Consider the following 18,855-nt stretch of genomic DNA (forward strand, 5'->3'; position numbering starts at 1 on the left):
CCCAGGCTACGACGGGGGATGCCGGTCCCGGCGCCGGATCAGCCGCGGGCGGAACCCAGCCTCGCGAGGGTCGCGTCGAGGTCGGTCGCGTGCGGCCGGTTGTGCGGGAGCCGCGCCAGCAGCGCCGCCATGCCGCAGGTGTCCGTGAGCGCGGAGAACACCAGGCCGCCCGCCACGCCGGCCGGCAGCAGCCGCCAGGCGGGGTGCACGAGGCCGAGGCCCAGTCCGGCGAGGACGGCCGCCCCGGCCGTGAGGCGGACCTGGCGTTCCATGGCCCACGGTGAGCGGGAGGGCCCGCGCTCCGGCCGGTGCAGGTCGTGGCCGCGCTCGGTCCAGCCGCGGGTGCCGCCGGTGAGGACGGACGCCGGGACGCCGTGCTCGGCGAGGTCGGCCCGGGCCTGCTCGGCCCGGGTGCCGGAGGCGCAGACGAGGAGGAGCCCGCCGCCGACGGCACGGAGCGCGGGCAGCGCCCGGCGCAGGCTGCCCAACGGGACGTTGTGGGCGCCGGGGAGGTGACCGGCGGCGTACTCGCCCGGGGTGCGGACGTCGACGACGGTCAGCTCCCGGAGGCGGGCACGGGCGTGGTCCGGGTCGATACCGGGGGGAGGGGTGGTCATGGTGGTGCGATCCTTCCTGGGGACGATGGACGAGGGGATGGCCCGGAGGGCGCGGTAAAATACCCCTACGGGTATGGGAGGAGTGGTTGTGGAGCTTCAGTTCGAGGCCGATGAACTCAAGTCGGTGCTGAACCGGCTGCGCCGGGCGCAGGGGCAGATCTCCGGAGTGATCAAGATGATCGAGGAGGGTCGCGACTGCGAGGACGTGGTCACCCAGCTGGCCGCCGCCTCGCGCGCCCTGGACCGGGCGGGCTTCGCGATCATCGCGACCGGACTCCAGCAGTGCGTCATCGATCCCGCCCGGGGTGGCACGGACGGCGAGACCGCCGAGCACATGAAGGCACGCCTGGAGAAGCTGTTCCTGTCGCTCGCCTGACCGCCGGCCGGCGTCAGCGCACCGCGTCGGCCAGCATGAACGCGGCCACCGCGAGCAGCGCGTAGGCGAACAGCCGCTGGAGCGTGCCCGCGAAGAGCCGGGCCGCGAGCCTTCTGCCGTCCCAGGCGCCGAGGACCGCGGCCCCGGCGAACGGGCCCACCGCCGACCAGTCGACGTCCGCCGCCGAACCGGTGCGCGCGGCCAGCGCGGTGAGCGAATTGATCGTGATGACGAGCAGGCTGGTGCCGACCGCCGCGCGCATCCGCAGGCCCACGACGTTCACCAGGGACGGTACGGCGAGAAAGCCGCCGCCCACACCGAGCACCCCGGTCACCGCCCCGAGCCCGGCCCCCGCCCCGGCCACCCGGGAGGGCCGCCCAGGGACGGGGGAGGCGCGGGGAACGGCGGGCCGCAGCATGCGCAGCGCCGCCGCCGCGGCCAGCACGGCGAACGCTCCGGTCAGCAGCGCGCCCGGGAGATGCCGGGACACCAGCCCGCCCACCGCCGCCGGCCCGATACCGGCCGCCGCGAACAGCGCGCCGGCCCGCCAGCGCACCGTGCCCTCGCGGGCGTGCGCGACGAGCGCGGTCGCCGAGGTGACCGTGACCACGACCAGGCTCGCGGCCCCGGCCGCGGCCGGGGTGAAGCCGAGCAGGTAGATCAGCGCGGGCACGGCCAGCACACTGCCGCCGCCGCCCAGCGCCCCGAGCGCCAGCCCGGTGAGGGCCCCGGCGTCGAGGGCGAGCAGGAGCGTGCTCATCCGGTCGGGTCCGCGGGAAGCACCGGAAGTCCTGCCGCGCGGGCCGCCGGGAAGGCGTCGTCGACGGCGACCACGTCCCGCCCGGCCGCGTCGAGCAGCGACGCGGCGACGGCGGCGCGCATCCCGCCCGCGCAGTGCACCCACACCGTGCCGGTGGGTATGTCGTCCAGCCGCTCCCGCAGCTGGTGCAGGGGTATGTGGACCGAACCCCGCACGTGGTTCGCGGACCGCTCGGTGTCCCGGCGCACGTCCAGGACGACGACGCCCTCCGGGCCGTGCGCGGCCAGCTCCGCGAAGGTGCCCCGGGGGAAGGACCGGGGGTGTTCGCCCGCCCGCAGCCAGGACTCCGGGGTCCCGGTGGCGGCCGCGGCCGGGCGGTCGATGCCGACGCGTGTCAGCTCCCGCTGGGCGGCGGCGATCCGGTCGGCCGACTCGGCGAGCAGCGTCACCGGCCTGCCCCAGGGCAGCAGCCAGGCCAGCTGGGTGGCCAGCTGGCCGCCGGCCTCGAAGTTGAGACTGCCCGGCACATGTCCGGCGGCGAACGCCACCCGGTCGCGCAGGTCCACCACCCACTCCCCGGCGGCCAGCCGCGCCGCGATCTCGGCGGCGTCCGCCCGGCGTGGCGGGCTGAGGTCGACGGGGGCCGGACCGCCCGCGTTCAGGGGCCCCATGTGCGCGTAGTACGCCGGTACGTCGTCGAGCCCGGCCAGCAGCTCGGCCACGAACGTGTCGACGTCCTTGACCAGGGCGGCGTTCACCGTGCGCTCCCGGCCGATGGTGGTGGCCGTGCCGGACCCGTCGCCCGCCGAGCAGAAACTGCCGAAGCCGTGCGTCGGCAGCACCGCCGTCCCGTCCGGCAGTTCGGCGGCCAGCCGGTGCGCGGAGGCGTGCTGTGCCCGGGCCAGCTCGCCGGTCAGCCGGGGCTCCACCAGGTCGGGCCTGCCGACCGTGCCGATCAGCAGCGAGCCCCCGGTGAAGACGGCCACCGCCCGGCCGGCCTCCTCCAGGACGTACGACGTGTGGTGCGGGGTGTGTCCGGGGGTCGCCAGGGCGCGCAGCGCGAGCCCCTGCTCGATCCCCAGGACGTCCCCGTCGGCCACCGGCACCCGCTCGTAGGCCACCCGCGCCCCGGCCGGCACCGCGTACCGGGCACCGGTCAGGCGGGCCAGTTCGAGGCCGCCGGAGACGTAGTCGTTGTGCACGTGGGTCTCCACGACATGCGTGAGCCGCACCCCGCGCCGGGCGACGGCCTCGATCACCCGGTCCACGTCCCGGGGCGGGTCGACGGCGACGGCGCCGTGCGCGCCGCCCGCCAGATAGCCGCGGTTGCCCAGCCCGGGCACCTCGACGGTGTCGACGAAGGACACGGCAGCACTCCTTTCCTCGCTCCCCGGTTCCATTACCCCGGGGGGTATGTCGAACACCGTAGCAGAGGTACCCCTGGGGGTATCTGGAGGCGGCGGGCCGGAAAGATCCGCGCTGATCGACGTGCTCCGTGCCGTTACCGATCAGTCACGCGTAGGGTCGGAAGGCAGCACGTCAGCAGAGCGACGAAAGGTCAGGACCATGGCGCAGGAAGTACGCGGCGTGATCGCACCGGGCAGGGACGAGCCCGTGCGGGTCGAGACGATCGTGGTGCCGGACCCCGGGCCGGGCGAAGCCGTCGTGCAGGTGCAGGCCTGCGGGGTCTGTCACACCGACCTGCACTACAAGCAGGGCGGGATCAATGACGAGTTCCCCTTCCTGCTCGGCCACGAGGCCGCCGGTGTCGTGGAATCGGTCGGCGAGGGCGTCACCGACGTGGCACCCGGCGACTTCGTGATCCTCAACTGGCGTGCGGTGTGCGGGAACTGCCGGGCCTGTCTGCGCGGCCGCCCCTGGTACTGCTTCAACACCCACAACGCGAAGCAGAAGATGACCCTCGCGTCGACCGGGCAGGAGCTCTCCCCGGCGCTCGGTATCGGCGCCTTCGCCGAGAAGACGCTGGTGGCGGCCGGACAGTGCACCAAGGTCGACCCGGCCGTCTCCCCGGCGGTCGCCGGACTGCTCGGCTGCGGGGTGATGGCGGGCATCGGTGCCGCGATCAACACCGGCAACGTCGGCCGGGGCGACTCGGTCGCCGTGATCGGCTGCGGCGGTGTCGGCGACGCGGCGATCGCCGGGTCGATCCTGGCGGGCGCCGCGAAGGTCATCGCCGTCGACATCGACGACCGGAAGCTGGCGAAGGCCCGCACCCTGGGCGCCACCCACACGGTGAACTCCCGCGAGAGCGACCCGGTCGAGGCGATCCGCGAACTGACCGGCGGCTTCGGCGCCGACGTCGTGATCGAGGCGGTCGGCCGCCCGGAGACGTACCGGCAGGCCTTCTACGCCCGCGACCTCGCCGGCACCGTCGTCCTGGTCGGCGTGCCCACCCCCGAGATGAAGCTCGAACTCCCGCTCCTGGACGTCTTCGGCCGCGGCGGCGCCCTCAAGTCCAGCTGGTACGGCGACTGCCTGCCGTCGAGGGACTTCCCCATGCTGATCGACCTGCACCTGCAGGGCAGGCTGCCGCTGGACGCCTTCGTGACCGAGACCATCCAGCTCGACGAGGTGGAGAAGGCCTTCGAGCGGATGCACGGCGGCGACGTGCTGCGTTCGGTGGTGGTGCTGTGATGACCACGCGCATCGAACGACTCGTCACCTCAGGGCAGTTCACCCTCGACGGCGGCACCTGGGACGTCGACAACAACGTGTGGATCGTCGGCGACGAACGCGAGGTGATCGTCATCGACGCCGCGCACGACGCCGAGGCCATCGCCGAGGCGGTCGCCGACCGCACACTGAAGGCGATCGTCTGCACCCACGCCCACAACGACCACATCGACGCCGCGCCCGCCCTCGCGGACCTCACCGGCGCCAAGATCTGGCTGCACCCCGACGACCTGCCGCTGTGGAAGTTCACCCACCCCGACCGCGACCCCGACAACCACCTGTCCGACGGTCTGGTCATCGAGGCCGCGGGCGCCGACCTGACCGTCCTGCACACCCCCGGTCACGCGCCCGGCGCCGTCTGCCTGTACGACCCCGCCCTGGGCGCCGTCTTCACCGGCGACACCCTCTTCCAGGGCGGCCCCGGCGCGACCGGGCGCTCGTACTCGCACTTCCCGACGATCATCGACTCCATCCGGGACAAGCTGCTCACCCTCCCGCCGGAGACGAAGGTCCTGACCGGACACGGCGACCCCACCACCATCGGTGCCGAGGCGCCCCACCTGGAGGAGTGGATCGCCCGGGGGCACTGAGCGGGACGCGGCGCGGACGGAAGGCGCGCGGGCGGCCCGGTCAGGTGGTCGTCGTCCGGGTCGGCCAGCGCGCCGGGTGCCCGGGCGGCAGCGCGAGGTCCTTCCGTACCGCGCTGTAGTACCCCTCGCGGCCGGCCCGCTGACGCTCCAGCAGGTGCTGCCAGGCGTCCGGGTCGACCGTCCCCGACCGCATGAACCTCTCCATCTCCATCACCGTGGTCACCCACTCCCGGGCCCGCTCCACCACGGCCGGGCTGCCCAGCATGATCAGCGCCTCACCGGCCGGGTCGCGCCCGTCGGTCGCCTCCGCCAGCAGCGGCTCGGCCTCGGCCGGGGACATCGGGTGCGGATGGGGGTCGTTGCCGAGGTGGGAGGCGACGCGGTACGTGAGATTCACCGACCTCTTGAGCGCCCGCGCGTATTCGCTGTACACGGTCAGCCGGCGCTCGTCCCAACGCGCCGCCTGCTCCCGTCGAAACCGTGCCCGGTCACCCCGGACCACGGCGAGATACGAACCGAGCGCGCCGATCACGACGCCTATGAGAGCCGGGAGTTGCTGCAAGAAGGCGGACATGTGCGCACGCTATCTGTCCTGTTGATCCTCGCGCCCGTACCGTCGTTGCCATGACCGGACTCCCTCGCTTCGCCGGACACCGGATCCTCGTCACGGGCGCGGCCCGCGGCGTCGGCGCCGCCGCCGCCCGGCGACTGGCCGAGGAGGGCGGCCGGGTGCTGCTGACCGACCGGGACCTGCCCGAGGCGGAGCGGACGGCGGCCGGGCTGCGGGACCGGGGGCTCGCGGCGTCGGCGTGCGCCTGCGACGTGGCCGACCGGGACTCGGTGGAAGCGGCCGTCGAGCGGGCCGTCACCTCCTTCGGCGGACTCGACGTCCTGGTGAACGGCGCCGCGCACTGCACCCCCGACGTCCCGCTCTTCGAGGACCAGCCGGACGACGCGTGGGACCTCGACCTCGACATCACCCTCACCGGCGTCCACCGCTGCTGCCGCGCCGCCCTCCCGCACCTCGCCGTCTCCGGCCGGGGCGCGATCGTGAGCATCGGCTCCGTCAACGCCGAGGCCGACTTCGGCAACCACGCCTACAGCGCCGCCAAGGCGGCCCTCGTCTCACTGACCCGCACCCTCGCCGGTCACGCGGCCGCCCGCGGGGTCCGGGTCAACCTGGTGGAGCCGGGCACGGTCCGCACCTCCGCCTGGGCGGGACGGGACGACGAACTCGACGCCGTCACAGCGCTCTACCCGTTGGGCCGGGTCGGCGAACCGGCGGACATCGCCGCAGCCGTCGCCTTCCTGGCCTCCCGGGACGCCGCCTGGATCACCGGCACGACCCTGCGCGTCGACGGCGGTCTCACCGCGGTGCACACGGGCTTCCACGCGGCCCTGCGACCGCACCGCACCGGGGGATCCGCCGTGCCCCGTCGCGGTGGAGCGCAGTAGCGTGGCCCGGCCGAGCCGGCGGGACCCCGGTACCGAAGTTCACCGTTTCGTCACAGACAGGCCTGGGCTACAACCAATGCCGTGGATCGGACGGTCTAGGGCGACGAGGCAGCAGGACACAGGAAGGAGACGTACTTCATATGGGGGACATACGCAGAAGGAGCGCCGTCGCGGTCGGGCTCACCGGGCTCGTCGCGCCGCTCGCGCTCGCCTTCTCCGCCGCACCGGCGCAGGCCGCGAGCTGCACCACGCAGGCGGGGCCTTACCAGAAGCAGGTGGAGAAGTTCCTCGGCCGGCCGGTCGACGGCAGGCAGTCCACCGCCGACTGCAAGGCGATCCAGGCATTCCAGAACAAACACGGCATCACGCCTGCCGTGGGCTACGCGGGTTCCGTCACCTGGGGAGTGATGGACCTGATGAACAAGCAGAAGGCCGTGGGGAACAACCCCAACAGGGACGGCAAGTGCCCGACGAACAAGGGCCGCATCGCCTGTGTCAATCTCAGCCTCCAGCTGAGCTGGATCCAGGACGGCGGCAAGCTGGTCTACGGTCCCGTCCCGGTCCGCACCGGCCGCAAGGGCTTCGTGACCCGCACCGGCCTGAAGAAGATCTACTGGCGTGACATCGACCACGTCTCGTCCGTCTACAACGTGCCGATGCCTTACAGCCAGTTCTTCGACGGCGGCCAGGCCTTCCACTCGGTGAACCTCAGCATGTGGAACCCGCCGGGCTCGCACGGCTGCGTCAACATGACCCCCACCGTCGCCAAGAAGTACTGGTCGCTGCTGAAGACCGGCGACGACGTCTTCGTCTACGGCCGCAAGCCGGGCACCTGACGGCACCCGGCCCGTCCCGGGGGGCTCAGCTCTCCGGGGCGTCCCCGAAGTCCGGGATGTCCAGCCTGGCCCCGCCCTGCCGCGCGGACTCGTGCGCGATGATGCCCGGCAGGGTGTAGCGGGCGGCCACCCACGCGTTGACCGACGGCAGTGTGCGCGAGTTCACAGCCGTCACGAAGTCGTCGACCAGGAAGTGGTGGCTGCCCTCGTGCCCGTTGTGCAGCGCGTCGAACTCGCGCGGCAGCCGCGACCGGTCGTGCACCGGAGCCGACCCCGAGGTGAAGGCCGCCCGCAGCTCCGGCGCGATGTGCTGGAGCGAGGGGTCGTCCGGGGACATGGTCGGCTTGGGCTCGAGGAGCTCGCTGATGTCCTGCACGCCCTTCTTGTCCTGCCACAGGGCGACCGTCGCCAGCTGCTCCATGCTGGCCTCGGTCCCGAAGAAGCGGAAGCGCGATTCACGGATGTGGGACGGGTAGCCCACCCGCCGGAACTCGTTCGTGCGGAACGACCCGCCGCCCGCGACCTCGAACAGCGCGGTGGCGTTGGACACGTCGTTGCCGAACTGACTGACGTCCTTGTCGAAGACGCCGTCCCCGCGCTCGTCCACCACGCCGATCGCGGACACGCTCACCGCGTGCGTCTGCCAGGCGCCCAGCACCCCGCCCACCGCGTGCGTCGGGTACAGCAGCGGGGGATAGCTGGCGGTCGCCTTCCAGTTCTCGCCGCCGCTGTAGCGGTACGCGTCGTAGAAGCCGAGGTCCATGTCGTGGACGTAGTCGCCCTCGGCGTAGAACAGCCGCCCGAAGGCGCCCTGGGCGATCTGGTTGCGGGCGTGCACGGTCGCCGGGTTGTACTGGCTGGTCTCGCCCATCATGTACGTCAGGCCGGTGGCCTTGACCGCGTCGATGATCGCCGCGATCTCCTCCGTCGTGACGGCCATCGGGACCGCCGAGTACACGTGCTTGCCCGCGTTCAGGCCCTGCAGCACCAGCGGGCCGTGCGTCCAGCGCTGGGTGAAGATCGCGACCGCGTCGACGCCGGACTCCAGCATGGCGTCGTACGAGGGGAAGGTGCCGGCCAGGTTCTGGGCGGCGGCGAGCTGTTCCGCCCGCTCGGGCAGCAGGTCGGTGACGTACACGTCGCCGACGCCGGGATGGGCCTGGAACAGCGTGGCGAACTGGCCGGAGAACTGGCCTGCACCGACTATGCCGAGTGAGAAAGTCATGGTGGTTACTTTTGCTGCGAAAGAATATCGTCGTCAAGGGGCGGAGGGAAGTAGGAAAGGTGGCAGGCGGGCGCTTCTCCGGCGCACCCGGCGCACAGTAGGGTGGCCCGATTACTTCAGTGCCGGAAGAAAAGGGGTGCCGTGACCGACTGGCTGCCGCTGAGCTCCGCGGAGCGTTCCGTGGCGATCGAGGTGCTCGTCCACGGGCCGCTGTCGCGCACCGAACTGGCCCGCCGGCTGAACCTGTCCCAGGGCAGCCTCACCCGTCTCACCAAGCCGCTCATCGAGTCCGGTCTGCTCGTCGAGGCCCCCTGGGCGGGTGCCCCGGAGGCCCGCCAGGGCCGCCCCTCGCAGCCGCTCGACGTGGTCGCCGAGTCCCGCTCGTTCCTCGGCTTCAAGATCACCGAGGAGATGGTCTACGGAGTCGTCACCGACCTCAGGAGCGACATCGTCGCCCGCCTCGACCGGCCCCTCACCAGCCGCGATCCCGAGTACGTCGCCGACCTGGTGGCCGCGATGACCGCCGAGCTGGCCGGTCGGCACCCCGCCGTGGCCGGCCTCGGTATCGGCGTCGGCGGATTCGTGCGGGCGCACGCGGTGGTCGGTGAGTCGCCGTACCTGCGGTGGCGTGACGTCCCGCTCGCCGAGCTGGTGCGGCGGCGCACCGGGCTGCCGGTCGTCGTGGAGAACGACGTGGCCGCCCTGGTCGAGGCCGAGACCTGGTTCGGCGCCGGCCGCGGACTCGACCGTTTCGTCGTTCTGACCATCGGCGCCGGGATCGGCTACGGCCTGGTGCTCGGCGGCAGGCGGGTCCCGTACGCCGAGGAGGACCGCGGCTTCGGCCTGCACTGGATCATCGACCCGCGGGGCCCGCTCACCCCGCAGGGCGAGCGCGGCAGCGCCGTGTCCCTGCTCACCGTCCCCAGCATCCGCTACCAGGTGCGGGCCGCCACCGGCCGTGACGCCTCGTACGAGGAGATCCTGGCCGGCGCCGCCGCGGGGGAGCCGATGGCTGCACGGGTGATCGGTGAGGCCGGCCGGGCGCTGGGCACCCTGCTCGCCCAGATCTCCAACTTCGCGATGCCGCAGAAGATCCTGCTCGCCGGGGAGGGGGTCGGCCTGATGGATGTGGCCGGGGACGCGGTGTGGGACGCCGTGCGCGCCCACCGGCACCCCCTGGCGGCCCCGATCCGCCTGGAGACCAAGGTCTCCGACTTCCACGACTGGGCGCGGGGCGCCGCCGTGCTGGCCATCCAGGTACTGGTTCTCGGCCGGACCGGGGGCTGAACTGCTGCGTCTCCTTTACACGTTGACGTGATGAGCAACACGGTCCGATATGTCCGTATCGGTCGTACTTACTCACGGCGCCTTCACGCGGAGCGGCATATGCTTCACACCATGTCCACCACTGTTGAAGCCGTCACCGAGCGATCGGCCGACGAGGTCAACGAGGAGATCCGGGCCCTGTGGCTCCGGTCGGGCGGGACACTGAGCACCGAGCAGCGCGCGGAGTACCAGCGGCTCGTCCTCGAATGGGCGGCGGCGGCCCCGCACCAGCCGGATCAGGCGGCCTGACCGACGCTCCCGGGCACCCGCACCGACCGGGTGCCCTTCTCGCGGTCCCCTCCGGCCTCCGTCAGCCCCACGTCGCCGAGTAGTAGCGCTGGTACGCCTTGCGTTCCTGCTCCGCGCGGAAGAAGCGGGTCCCCACCAGGGCGATCAGACTGCCCCCGATCACCAGCAGTCCAGGACCGACGTTGCGGGTGTCGGTGAGCCGGGCGGCCAGGCTGGTGTCCTGCGAGGTGCCGACCGGCGCGGTCGAGCCGGGCGAGGCCGCGCTCGGCGCGATCGTGCTGTGGGTGGCCGACGTGGACGGCGCGGCCGAGGCGCCCTGTGCGCCGGCGGCGGCCTGCTTGGAGACGATCAGCTGGACGTTCAGCGCGGCCATCGCCCGCGTCACCGGCTGGAAGAAGGTCACCCCGCCCGTCGTGCAGTCGCCGCTGCCGCCCGAGGTCATCCCCAGCGCGATCCCGTCGGAGAACAACGGCCCGCCGCTGTCGCCCGGTTCGGCGCACACATTGGTCTGGATGAGCCCGGTGACGGTGCCCTCCGGGTAGTTGACGGTCGCGTTGAGCGCGGTCACCGTGCCGTCGTGCAGACCGCTGGTGCTGCCGCTGCGGAACACCTTCTGCCCGACCGTCGCATCGGCGGCCCCGGTGATGTGCACCCCCTGGCCGTTGCCGATCGCGACCACGTCGGCGTTGCCGCCGGCCTTCCCGTTCGCGTACTGGATCAGCGAGAAGTCGTTGCCCGGGAACTGCGTGTTGATCGTGGTGCCCAGCTGCTCGTTGCCGCCCTGGCCCTCGTCGAACCAGACGGTGTTGGCCGGGCCGCAGTGCCCGGCGGTGAGGATGAAGTCGGTGGTCCCGTTGGTGACGTTGAACCCCGCCGAACACCGGCCGCCCGTCGACAGGATCGGCTGCGCCCCGTTGAGCCGGGGGGTGAACGTGCCCGGAGAGCGCTGCATCTGCACATAACTGCCGATGCCCGCCGCGACCCGGCTCAGGTCCGACCAGGCGGAGGCGGAGACCGTGCTGTCGGCCTCCACCATCACCCGGTTGGTCCGGTAGTCCACCGCCCACGCGGTCCCGGCCACCCGGGGTGCGGCACGCAGCGTGGCGGTGGCGGCCTTCAGCTCGTTCATGCTGTGCGCGACCATCTTGGGTTTGGCGCCCGCCCGCTTCACCGCGGCCGCGGCCCGCTCGTCGGTGACCGCGACCACCGGCTTGCCGTCGGCGCCGATCCAGCTGCCGGCCGTGCGGGCCGTGCCGAGCTTCGCCACCAGCGCGGCACCGGTGTCACCGGCCTGCGTGGCCGAACTGAACGGGACGGCGGACGTGCCGGGAGTCTCGCTCGCCATGGCCGTCGTGACCATCGCGCCTCCCAGAAGGAGTCCGCCGACCGCCGCCAGCTGTGTACCCCGCCGGACGACCCGTCGTCGTGCGTGCCTCATCCATGGCTCCCGAACCCCGAACGCGCGGTGCCAACACCGCGGGGCCCTCCGGTCGTCGAGCGCCCGGCTCTTCATACGAGTCCCGCCGCACGGGCGTTCACGAGGATGGTGATCTTTACCATCCGGTGGGGTGCGATGAGGCTGTCCGCCTCGTTCCGGGGTCGGCCGCGGCCGCCTATCGTGATCTCATGACCAGCACACCGCAGGAGAATCCGGGCGAACCGAACCCCTTGCGCGCCCTCACCCTCGACCGGTTGCGATGTCGTACCAGCATGAAATGGCGCACCTACCCGAGGGACGTGCTCCCGGTGTGGGTGGCCGAGATGGACGTGCCGCTCGCCGAAGCGGTGGTCCGCGCGGTCAACGACGCGATGGACATCGGGGACACCGGCTATCCCGCGGGCACCGCCTACGCCGAGGCGCTCGCCGCGTTCGCCGCGGAGCGCTGGGGCTTCGACGGGCTCGACGTGACCCGCACCGCGATCGTCCCCGACGTGATGCTCGGGGTCGTCGAGATGCTCAAGCTGGTGACCGGGCCCGGTGACCCGGTCGTGGTCAACTCGCCCGTCTACCCGCCGTTCTACCAGTTCGTCGGGCACCTGGACCGGCGGGTGGTGGAGGCCCCGCTCGGGCCCGACGGGCGCATCGAGACGGACGTCCTGCGGGCCGTGTTCCAGGGGCTCGGCGACGGCCGGGCCGCCTATCTGCTGTGCAGCCCCCACAACCCGACCGGCACCGTGCACACCGCCGAGGAGCTCACCGCCGTCACCGCCCTCGCCGAGCGGTACGGGGTGCGGGTCGTCGCCGACGAGATCCACGCCCCGCTGACCGCCCCGGGCGTCGGCTTCGTGCCGTACCTGAGCGTGCCGGGCGCGGAGCGCGGGCTGTCGCTGATGTCGGCGTCCAAGGCCTGGAACCTGGCGGGACTCAAGGCCGCGCTCGCCGTGGCGGGCCCCGGGGCCGCCGCCGACCTGGCCCGGCTGCCGGAGGAGGTGAGCCACGGCCCGAGCCATGTCGGCGTCCTCGCCCACACGGCCGCGCTGACCGACGGCACCGCCTGGCTGGACGCGCTGCTCGCGGGTCTCGACGAGAACCGGCGACTGCTGACCGCACTGCTGGAGCGGCACATCCCGGAGATCCGGTACCGGCCCGCCGAGGCCACCTACCTGGCCTGGCTCGACTGCCGCGCCCTCGGGCTGGGCGACGACCCGGCCGAGACGTTCCTGGAGCGCGGCAGGGTCGCCGTCAACTCCGGGATCCCCTTCGGGACGGGCGGCGCCGGACACGTACGGCTCAACCTGGCCACCTCGCCGGAGGTGCTCACGGAGGCGGTGCACCGCATGGCCGCGGCCCTCGGCCGGCCCCCGGCGCCGTCACCGCCCTGACGCCGCCGTCCCACGCGACCGCCGGCCAGCGGAGGCCTCGTGCGGGCCCCTAGACTTCCGGCATGGACGACACCACCGGGACGGCCCTCGACCGGCTCGGCGCCGGGAAGTACCTGCTGGTCACCAGCTACCGCAAGGACGGCACACCCGTCCCCACCCCGGTGTGGGTGGTGCGGGACGGGGACACCCTCGGTGTCTGGACGGCCGCCGACAGCTGGAAGGTCAAGCGGATCCGCCGCCGCCCCGACGTCCGGGTCGGCCCCTGTGACGTGCGGGGCCGCCCGACCGGCGACCCGGTCGCGGCCACCGCCGAGCTCGCCGACCCGGCCACCACCGCCCGCTACCGCGACCTCGTCGCCCGCAAGTACGGCATCACCGGCCGTCTCACGCTCCTCGGCAGCAGACTGCGGCGCGGCCGGGACGGCACCGTCGGCATCCGGGTGACGCTGACGCCCTGAGCCGCCGGGCAGCGGATCCGGCCGGAGTTCCCGGTCAGCTCCAGGCGCCCCGGTACTGCTCGTCGAGGAGCTGGAAGACCGGCTCGCCCCGCACCGGGTCCCTGGTGGTGGAGAGCCTGACGCGGTCACCGCTGTGGATGCCGATCGGATGCCCCATGACCCGGCCGCGTACGACGAAGCCCTCGGCCATCTCGATCAGCGAGACGTTGCGTGCGGCGGGCGTGTTGCGGTGCACCACCGTCGAGTGGCGAACGGTGCCGATGCCCTCGCTGCGCTCCGTGCGCAGGTCGCTGCCCTGACACACCGGACACAGCAGCCGGTGGTACATCGCGGTACCGCACCAGGTGCAGCGCTGGAAGACGATGGCGTCCTTGGAGTGGTCCGCGGGGGCGGGATCGAGAACGCTCGTCGCGAATCCGACCGCCGACTGTGCGGCGCTCGCCGAGTGGTGGTACACGCTGGTCAACTCCCTGCGCTCGCCCGGAATCCGGTGTCCCGCGCACCCGGCCCGGCCGGGCGCGCCTGTGCCCGGTTCGGAGTGCCACCGTGCACGCCGACAGCGTATGGCACTCAGTGCCAACGGTAAAGGTACTGGGTACCCCTAACTTGGGACGGGTCCGAACACAGGGGGCCGACCCGGGTCAGGCGCGGCCGAAGGCGGTCTCGATCTCCTGCACCACCCGCCACAGCGGGGCGTCGCGCCGGGAGACGAGGACGACCACGTCGTCCGGGTGCTCCCCGGGGCCGCCGAACAGCGCTCCCGCCGTCCCGCCGGGAGCGGGAGCGCCGTCCTCGGTGCCGAACGCGGCCTGCACGTACCCGAGGGCGTGGTCGACCGTCTCGCCCGCGTCGCCCTGTCCGTCCGAACGCAGCCACGAGCGGAGCGCGTTGTTGTGCGCCGCGACGACCGCCGCCGCCACGACGTCCGCCCGCAGCGTGCCGTCCGGCCGGCCCGCGTAGCGGGCACGCAGATACGCGGCCAGGGCGCGCTCGTAGCGCCACACCACCGACAACTCGTACGCGCGCAGCCCGGGGACCTGTTTGGTGAGCCGGTAGCGCTGCACGGAGAACGTGGGGTTCTCCGCGTACATCCGCAGCACCAGCCGGGCCGCGTCGCACACCCGCCGCACCGGCTCGGTCTCCGGGTCGCTCGCCGCCAGGAAGGCGGTCATGTCGGCCAGACACCCCTCGTGGTCGGGGAAGACCACGTCCTCCTTGGACGGGAAGTAGCGGAAGAACGAGCGGCGCCCGACCCCGGCGAGGGCAACGATGTCGTCGACGGTCGTCTGCTCGTAGCCGCGTTCCAGGAAGAGCCGGAAGGCCGCCGCGACCAGGGCGTCCCGCATGGGCGGCTTGGCGGGCGGTGCCACGCTGCTGGAGCTCATGGACGCGAACGTAGCATTCCGGCCGCCTCCGTGGCACTCAGTGCACGGCATTCGGGGAACTGAGTGCACTGCGCGCGTCGGCTGAACCGGTGAGCCGGTCGCCCCGTATGTGTTCTCGGGGATCGCGGACACCCGTGCGCACGGCACGTGGAAGGAGAGCAGTGTGTCGACACCGCCCGACCCTGAACAGGCGCAGCGCGGACCGGTGCTGGAACCGGTACGGGTGCTGCGCCCCCGCCGGCTGGACGCCCTCGCGGAACTGATGCGGGAGATCCGCGAGGAGGCGGAGGCCGACGAGAAGGCGCGGACGGCGCGGGGGGGCCAGGGCCCCGCGGGGTTCGAGGCCTTCGACTCCTCTCCCGGGCCCGGTCGCGAGGCGGAGGCCGAGACCCAGGAACTGCCGCCGGTCACCGACGGCCGCCGCCACGGCCGTGACGGCGGACCCTCCCGCGCCTTCGGCTTCGGACCGGGGCTGCGCAGGACCGCCGTGGTGGTCGCCGTCGGCGCGGCCGCCCTGGTCGGCTTCGGCTGCGCGCTCCTGCTGCCCGGCCGCGAGGGCACGGCGGCCGCCGCCCAGCCGTCCGCGCCCGCCCCGACGGCTCCGGCCACCACCGAGCCGGCCTCGCACACCACCGAAGACCCCGACGGCGCCGGCACCCTCCGCCAGGGCGACACCGGCCCCGAGGTCGTCGAACTGGAGCAGCGTCTGCTGCGCATCCCGGACGTCTACCGCGACGGCTCCACCGCCGGGAGCTACGACACCGCCCTCACCGCCGCCGTGGAGCGCTTCCAGATCTGGTACGGCATCAGCGGCGACGAGCGCGGCGTCTACGGAGACGACACCCGCCGTGCCCTGGAGTCCCGGACCACCCTCACCGGCACCGGCGGCTGACCCCGGTGCCCGGGCGCGAACCGCCGCCGGGACCGGGCCCGCTGCCGTTACTCCTCGTCCTTCAGCGGCACCCGGATGTCCAGCACGCAGACGTCGTCCCGTCGTTCTTCCTGCAGCATCTCGGCGAGCAGGGCGGACAGGGAGTCGGGTGCCGCGGTGCGGACGGCCTCGGCCAGCCGGTTCAGGCCCGCGTCGATGTCCTCGCCGGGCCGCTCCACCAGGCCGTCCGTGTACATCAGCAGCCGGTCGCCGGGCTCCAGCCGGAACTCGGCGGAGTCGTAGAACGGCTCCGCGCAGGCCCCCAGCAGCATGCCGTTCGGGCGGTCGAGCCGGTGCACCTCGCCCCCGCGCACCAGCAGGGGTGGGAGGTGTCCCGCCTGCGCCCAGACGAGACGGCGGTCGGCGGGCTCGTACCGGGCCAGGATCAGGGTGGCGGTGGACTGGCTGTCGCGCGAGTGCAGGAGGAGGAAGTTGAGGCGGGCGAGCGCACCGGTCAGCGAGGAGCCGGTGGACACCATGCCCTTGGCGGTGAACCGGAGCTGGGCCATCGTCGCGACCGCGTCCACGCCGTGACCCGCCACGTCACCGACGACGAACAGCGCGGCGTCGTCGGGCAGTTCGATGGCGCTGAACCAGTCGCCGCCGACGTGGACGCCCGCCTGGGCGGGCAGGTAGGCAACCTCGACGCGCAGCCCGCACAACCGCACCGGCTTGCTGGGCAGTGGCAGCAGCGCGTGCTGGAGCCGTGCGGCCAGCGCCCGTTCGGCGTCCAGGACACCGCGCTGCACGAGGATCGCCCGCTCGCTGTCCACCAGGGCGAGTTCGGCGCTGCGCTGCGCGGTGAGGTCCTGTACGAACCCGTGCACCTCGACGACGGTGCCGTCCGGGGAGGTCACCGCCTCGGCGACGGCGCGCAGATGCCGTACCGCGTTGCCGGTCCTGATGCGGAACGGGACGTCCAGTCGGGCGCCGCTGCGGGTGAGTGCGGAGACGGCCCGGGCCAGCGCGTGGGCGTCCTCGGGCAGCACCAGGTCGGGCAGCAGGTCCAACGGGACCGCCCCGCGCCCCGGGGCACGGCCCAGAATGGTGTACACCTGCGAGGACCAGGTGACCTGCCGGGTGACCAGGTTCCAGTTCGCCCACCCGAGGTTGCCCAGCCGCTGCATGTCCGCCAGCCGCTGCTCCTGCCGCTCCTCGGTGTCGTGCCGCAGCCAGGTCACCAGCAGCCCGTCGCCCAGGCGTGCGGCGCGCACCGAGTAGGTGGCCATCAACGGCACCCCGGCGACGATCTCCTCGTAGACGAACGGCTCGCCCTCGTACGGCTCCCCGCCGAGTGCCTTCAGGTAGCCCTGCCACAGCGACTCGCCCGCGACGGACGGGTAGCTCTCCAGGATGCGCGCGCCGATCATCTCCCGGCCGGAGCGGCCGAGGATGTCGACGGCGTTGGGGGCGGCCGCGTCGATGCGGTAGTCCTCCACCTCCCCGGTGGCCGAGCGCAGCGGGGTCAGCAGGACCACCGCGCCGGGCAGGGCGTCCAGGACGGTCTGCACCGTCCGGGAGAACGCCGGGACGGCCGGCTCGGACGGGGTGCCGAGGGCGGTGAGCCGGCCCGCGCACAGCCGGACGGCGGCCAGCAGCAGTTCGCGCTCGGCAGGCTCGAAGACGGCGTCGCGGGCGCGCAGCACACCGATGGCCGTACCGGTCCCGCCGCCGTCCGTCAGCGGCAGCCAGGCCCGGGTCCGCCAGCGCGCGTGCGGTTCGCCGATGAGGTGGAACTCCTCGCGGTCCTTCGTGAAGTGCTCCAGCCAGACCGGCTCACCGGTCTTGATCGCCTCCAGCGGGGCGATCCCGCTCACCGGGGGCACCTGGTGCCACAGCTCGGCCAGCGCCGGGTCGACCCCGGCGTGGGCGGCGAGTTCGAGGCCGTGGGTCGGCAGTCGCCGGTACAGCAGCACCGCGTCGGCGCCGAGCCCCGGTGCCAGGTGTTCGAGCAGCGCCGCGACCAGCTCCTGTGGGGAACGGACGTGCACGAGAGCCTTGCCGATCCGGCCGAGCGTCTCGGCGGTGCCGGGCCCGGCGAGCGGCTCCCGGGGGGCCGGGGCCGTCGGTTCGGGGGCGGGGACCAGTGTGGTGGGCAGAGGGGGCACCAGGGCGCCGAGGGTGAGCCAGCACTCCTCGAGCAGCGTGCGGTGGCCGACCTCGGCCCGCTGCACCAGCGCCTCGTGGGCGGCGTCGGGGGAGCAGCCCGTGGTGGCCATGAGCGCGCCCTTCGCCCGCTCCAGCACGGCGGAGGTGGCCACCGAGTCCCGCAGCCGGTCCAGCTCGGCACGCTGCCTGGACACGACCTTGGCCAGGGCCGCCAGCTCGCCGACGGCACCGGTGTCCACAGCAGGGGCGTGCTCGCTCGTCACGGATCGAGCATCGCACAGGACGGCACCTACGATCACACTCGTGTGGGATTCGTGAAGCATGTGCACGTCCCTGGTCCGAAATGGTCAGCGGCCGGTGCTGTGTCCGACCAGTGCCTCGGTGACCGCCCGCACGCTGCGCGCGATGTGCTGGAGTTGCATGACCTCCGCCGCGTACAGCTTGATGGTGTGCTCGATGACCGACTCGGGCAGGCCCAGCAGGGGCAGTTCGGCCCGGGCCGTCTGCAGCGCCGTGCGCGCCACCCGGACCTCGTGCTGGACCTGGATCTGCGCGTGCCGGGCGAGCAGCACCGGGTGGCGGATCAGGGCCGGGTAGCTGGCGTAGCGGGCCGGGACCAGTTCCCGCAGCCACTTGGCGGCGGAGCGCTCCCAGTCGTAGCTGCCCGGCGCCTTGACCTGGCAGGGCCAGTCGGGGCTGAGGCGCGTGGTCGTCGTCAGAGTCATGATCATCGCTTCCGGGTGTGCGGCGTCGTCGTGGGGGGTCTTCGACGGAGTTCTCGGCGGCTCCGGCCTAGGGGATGACCGGAGCCGCCGCGGGCGAATCGCGCAGGCGATGCCCGTTCGAACACCCCGGGCGCCGACGCGGGTAGGAGACGGCGGCTTGGGATGTCCGTGCGAGGGCCCCGGACGCCGGCCGCCGGCGCTGCGGATGGTGCTGCGTGCGCATGGGCGGTCCGTCGGCTTTCTCGGGGCGGGTGCGAGCGGTGCGTCCTCGGTGCGGAACGGGCCCGGAGGGTGCC

General features: G+C 73.1%; 20 protein-coding genes. 10 read left to right on the forward strand and 10 right to left on the reverse strand.

Annotation, left to right across the window (positions count from 1 at the left end; translation table 11 throughout):
• Nucleotides 1–38: 38 nt before the first annotated feature.
• Nucleotides 39–617 carry a rhodanese-like domain-containing protein gene (locus tag ACZ3KP_RS03925; protein WP_467496071.1) on the reverse strand — a complete coding sequence of 193 codons (579 nt, stop codon included), beginning with the start codon at nucleotides 615–617 and terminating at the stop codon, nucleotides 39–41.
• Between the two features lie 73 nt (nucleotides 618–690).
• Between ACZ3KP_RS03925 and ACZ3KP_RS03930 the strand changes: the two genes are divergently transcribed.
• The gene (locus ACZ3KP_RS03930; protein ID WP_467496073.1) at nucleotides 691–993 is read left to right on the forward strand and encodes a metal-sensitive transcriptional regulator; all 303 of its coding nucleotides are present in this window, start codon (nucleotides 691–693) and stop codon (nucleotides 991–993) included.
• Between the two features lie 13 nt (nucleotides 994–1,006).
• Here ACZ3KP_RS03930 and ACZ3KP_RS03935 read toward each other — a convergent pair whose 3' ends face one another.
• Both ACZ3KP_RS03935 and ACZ3KP_RS03940 read right to left on the reverse strand, forming a co-directional pair.
• Nucleotides 1,007–1,753: a sulfite exporter TauE/SafE family protein gene (locus ACZ3KP_RS03935; protein WP_467496075.1), complete on the reverse strand. Its 747-nt coding sequence runs from the start codon at nucleotides 1,751–1,753 to the stop codon at nucleotides 1,007–1,009.
• Nucleotides 1,750–3,120 carry an MBL fold metallo-hydrolase gene (locus ACZ3KP_RS03940; protein ID WP_467496077.1) on the reverse strand — a complete coding sequence of 457 codons (1,371 nt, stop codon included), beginning with the start codon at nucleotides 3,118–3,120 and terminating at the stop codon, nucleotides 1,750–1,752. Before ACZ3KP_RS03940 ends, ACZ3KP_RS03935 begins: the two co-directional genes overlap by 4 nt.
• Nucleotides 3,121–3,319: 199 nt before the next feature.
• Here ACZ3KP_RS03940 and ACZ3KP_RS03945 point away from each other — a divergent pair, with 199 nt between their 5' ends.
• The gene (locus ACZ3KP_RS03945) at nucleotides 3,320–4,408 is read left to right on the forward strand and encodes an S-(hydroxymethyl)mycothiol dehydrogenase (protein WP_467496079.1); all 1,089 of its coding nucleotides are present in this window, start codon (nucleotides 3,320–3,322) and stop codon (nucleotides 4,406–4,408) included.
• The gene (locus tag ACZ3KP_RS03950; protein WP_366894806.1) at nucleotides 4,408–5,037 is read left to right on the forward strand and encodes an MBL fold metallo-hydrolase; all 630 of its coding nucleotides are present in this window, start codon (nucleotides 4,408–4,410) and stop codon (nucleotides 5,035–5,037) included. The genes ACZ3KP_RS03945 and ACZ3KP_RS03950 overlap by 1 nt, the downstream gene beginning before the upstream one ends.
• 40 nt (nucleotides 5,038–5,077) lie before the next feature.
• On the opposite strand, the gene ACZ3KP_RS03955 is transcribed toward ACZ3KP_RS03950, so the two are convergent.
• The gene (locus ACZ3KP_RS03955; protein WP_467496082.1) at nucleotides 5,078–5,611 is read right to left on the reverse strand and encodes a hypothetical protein; all 534 of its coding nucleotides are present in this window, start codon (nucleotides 5,609–5,611) and stop codon (nucleotides 5,078–5,080) included.
• 50 nt (nucleotides 5,612–5,661) lie between these two features.
• On the opposite strand from ACZ3KP_RS03955, the gene ACZ3KP_RS03960 reads away from it, so the two are divergent.
• The gene (locus ACZ3KP_RS03960) at nucleotides 5,662–6,492 is read left to right on the forward strand and encodes an SDR family NAD(P)-dependent oxidoreductase (RefSeq protein ID WP_467496084.1); all 831 of its coding nucleotides are present in this window, start codon (nucleotides 5,662–5,664) and stop codon (nucleotides 6,490–6,492) included.
• A 140-nt stretch (nucleotides 6,493–6,632) separates the two neighbouring features.
• The gene (locus tag ACZ3KP_RS03965) at nucleotides 6,633–7,328 is read left to right on the forward strand and encodes a L,D-transpeptidase (protein WP_467496086.1); all 696 of its coding nucleotides are present in this window, start codon (nucleotides 6,633–6,635) and stop codon (nucleotides 7,326–7,328) included.
• 25 nt (nucleotides 7,329–7,353) lie between these two features.
• Here ACZ3KP_RS03965 and ACZ3KP_RS03970 read toward each other — a convergent pair whose 3' ends face one another.
• Entirely contained in the window at nucleotides 7,354–8,553 is a 1,200-nt protein-coding gene (locus ACZ3KP_RS03970) for a Gfo/Idh/MocA family protein (RefSeq protein ID WP_467496088.1), read from the reverse strand.
• A gap of 141 nt (nucleotides 8,554–8,694) precedes the next feature.
• On the opposite strand from ACZ3KP_RS03970, the gene ACZ3KP_RS03975 reads away from it, so the two are divergent.
• On the forward strand, nucleotides 8,695–9,840 hold the full coding sequence (locus ACZ3KP_RS03975; protein ID WP_467496090.1) for an ROK family protein: 1,146 nt from the start codon (nucleotides 8,695–8,697) through the stop codon (nucleotides 9,838–9,840).
• A gap of 99 nt (nucleotides 9,841–9,939) precedes the next feature.
• The gene (locus ACZ3KP_RS03980; protein ID WP_358979229.1) at nucleotides 9,940–10,128 is read left to right on the forward strand and encodes a hypothetical protein; all 189 of its coding nucleotides are present in this window, start codon (nucleotides 9,940–9,942) and stop codon (nucleotides 10,126–10,128) included.
• Nucleotides 10,129–10,189: 61 nt separating this feature from the next.
• Here the strand turns inward: ACZ3KP_RS03980 and ACZ3KP_RS03985 are convergent, their stop codons facing one another.
• Nucleotides 10,190–11,566, reverse strand: a complete 1,377-nt coding sequence (locus ACZ3KP_RS03985) for a S1 family peptidase (protein WP_467496092.1) — start codon at nucleotides 11,564–11,566, stop codon at nucleotides 10,190–10,192.
• Between the two features lie 188 nt (nucleotides 11,567–11,754).
• On the opposite strand from ACZ3KP_RS03985, the gene ACZ3KP_RS03990 reads away from it, so the two are divergent.
• Together ACZ3KP_RS03990 and ACZ3KP_RS03995 are read left to right on the forward strand one after the other, a co-directional pair.
• Complete coding sequence (locus tag ACZ3KP_RS03990; RefSeq protein ID WP_467496094.1) at nucleotides 11,755–12,951, forward strand: MalY/PatB family protein; 1,197 nt, start codon at nucleotides 11,755–11,757, stop codon at nucleotides 12,949–12,951.
• 62 nt (nucleotides 12,952–13,013) lie between these two features.
• Nucleotides 13,014–13,409, forward strand: coding sequence for a PPOX class F420-dependent oxidoreductase (locus ACZ3KP_RS03995; protein WP_467496096.1), 396 nt, complete (start codon nucleotides 13,014–13,016; stop codon nucleotides 13,407–13,409).
• A gap of 34 nt (nucleotides 13,410–13,443) precedes the next feature.
• Here ACZ3KP_RS03995 and ACZ3KP_RS04000 read toward each other — a convergent pair whose 3' ends face one another.
• A complete protein-coding gene (locus ACZ3KP_RS04000; RefSeq protein WP_358979221.1) occupies nucleotides 13,444–13,866 on the reverse strand; it encodes a Zn-ribbon domain-containing OB-fold protein in 423 nt (140 codons plus the stop codon).
• Between the two features lie 184 nt (nucleotides 13,867–14,050).
• Complete coding sequence (locus ACZ3KP_RS04005; RefSeq protein WP_467496098.1) at nucleotides 14,051–14,794, reverse strand: TetR family transcriptional regulator; 744 nt, start codon at nucleotides 14,792–14,794, stop codon at nucleotides 14,051–14,053.
• Between the two features lie 163 nt (nucleotides 14,795–14,957).
• Here ACZ3KP_RS04005 and ACZ3KP_RS04010 point away from each other — a divergent pair, with 163 nt between their 5' ends.
• Nucleotides 14,958–15,686: a peptidoglycan-binding domain-containing protein gene (locus ACZ3KP_RS04010; RefSeq protein WP_467496100.1), complete on the forward strand. Its 729-nt coding sequence runs from the start codon at nucleotides 14,958–14,960 to the stop codon at nucleotides 15,684–15,686.
• Nucleotides 15,687–15,733: 47 nt separating this feature from the next.
• Here the strand turns inward: ACZ3KP_RS04010 and ACZ3KP_RS04015 are convergent, their stop codons facing one another.
• Both ACZ3KP_RS04015 and ACZ3KP_RS04020 read right to left on the reverse strand, forming a co-directional pair.
• Nucleotides 15,734–18,097, reverse strand: coding sequence for a SpoIIE family protein phosphatase (locus tag ACZ3KP_RS04015; RefSeq protein ID WP_467496102.1), 2,364 nt, complete (start codon nucleotides 18,095–18,097; stop codon nucleotides 15,734–15,736).
• Between the two features lie 84 nt (nucleotides 18,098–18,181).
• Nucleotides 18,182–18,565: a hypothetical protein gene (locus tag ACZ3KP_RS04020; protein WP_132893405.1), complete on the reverse strand. Its 384-nt coding sequence runs from the start codon at nucleotides 18,563–18,565 to the stop codon at nucleotides 18,182–18,184.
• Between the last annotated feature and the right edge of the window lie 290 nt (nucleotides 18,566–18,855).

Source organism: Streptomyces sp. NPDC020958 (assembly GCF_055562175.1).

Bases quoted from the DNA above. Each gene is read 5' to 3' on its own strand.
- ACZ3KP_RS03925 (WP_467496071.1), bottom strand. From the start codon at position 617: ATGACCACCCCTCCCCCCGGTATCGACCCGGACCACGCCCGTGCCCGC.
- ACZ3KP_RS03930 (WP_467496073.1), top strand. From the start codon at position 691: ATGGGAGGAGTGGTTGTGGAGCTTCAGTTCGAGGCCGATGAACTCAAG.
- ACZ3KP_RS03935 (WP_467496075.1), bottom strand. From the start codon at position 1,753: ATGAGCACGCTCCTGCTCGCCCTCGACGCCGGGGCCCTCACCGGGCTG.
- ACZ3KP_RS03945 (WP_467496079.1), top strand. From the start codon at position 3,320: ATGGCGCAGGAAGTACGCGGCGTGATCGCACCGGGCAGGGACGAGCCC.
- ACZ3KP_RS03950 (WP_366894806.1), top strand. From the start codon at position 4,408: ATGACCACGCGCATCGAACGACTCGTCACCTCAGGGCAGTTCACCCTC.
- ACZ3KP_RS03955 (WP_467496082.1), bottom strand. From the start codon at position 5,611: ATGTCCGCCTTCTTGCAGCAACTCCCGGCTCTCATAGGCGTCGTGATC.
- ACZ3KP_RS03960 (WP_467496084.1), top strand. From the start codon at position 5,662: ATGACCGGACTCCCTCGCTTCGCCGGACACCGGATCCTCGTCACGGGC.
- ACZ3KP_RS03965 (WP_467496086.1), top strand. From the start codon at position 6,633: ATGGGGGACATACGCAGAAGGAGCGCCGTCGCGGTCGGGCTCACCGGG.
- ACZ3KP_RS03970 (WP_467496088.1), bottom strand. From the start codon at position 8,553: ATGACTTTCTCACTCGGCATAGTCGGTGCAGGCCAGTTCTCCGGCCAG.
- ACZ3KP_RS03980 (WP_358979229.1), top strand. From the start codon at position 9,940: ATGCTTCACACCATGTCCACCACTGTTGAAGCCGTCACCGAGCGATCG.
- ACZ3KP_RS03985 (WP_467496092.1), bottom strand. From the start codon at position 11,566: ATGAGGCACGCACGACGACGGGTCGTCCGGCGGGGTACACAGCTGGCG.
- ACZ3KP_RS03990 (WP_467496094.1), top strand. From the start codon at position 11,755: ATGACCAGCACACCGCAGGAGAATCCGGGCGAACCGAACCCCTTGCGC.
- ACZ3KP_RS03995 (WP_467496096.1), top strand. From the start codon at position 13,014: ATGGACGACACCACCGGGACGGCCCTCGACCGGCTCGGCGCCGGGAAG.
- ACZ3KP_RS04005 (WP_467496098.1), bottom strand. From the start codon at position 14,794: ATGAGCTCCAGCAGCGTGGCACCGCCCGCCAAGCCGCCCATGCGGGAC.
- ACZ3KP_RS04020 (WP_132893405.1), bottom strand. From the start codon at position 18,565: ATGATCATGACTCTGACGACGACCACGCGCCTCAGCCCCGACTGGCCC.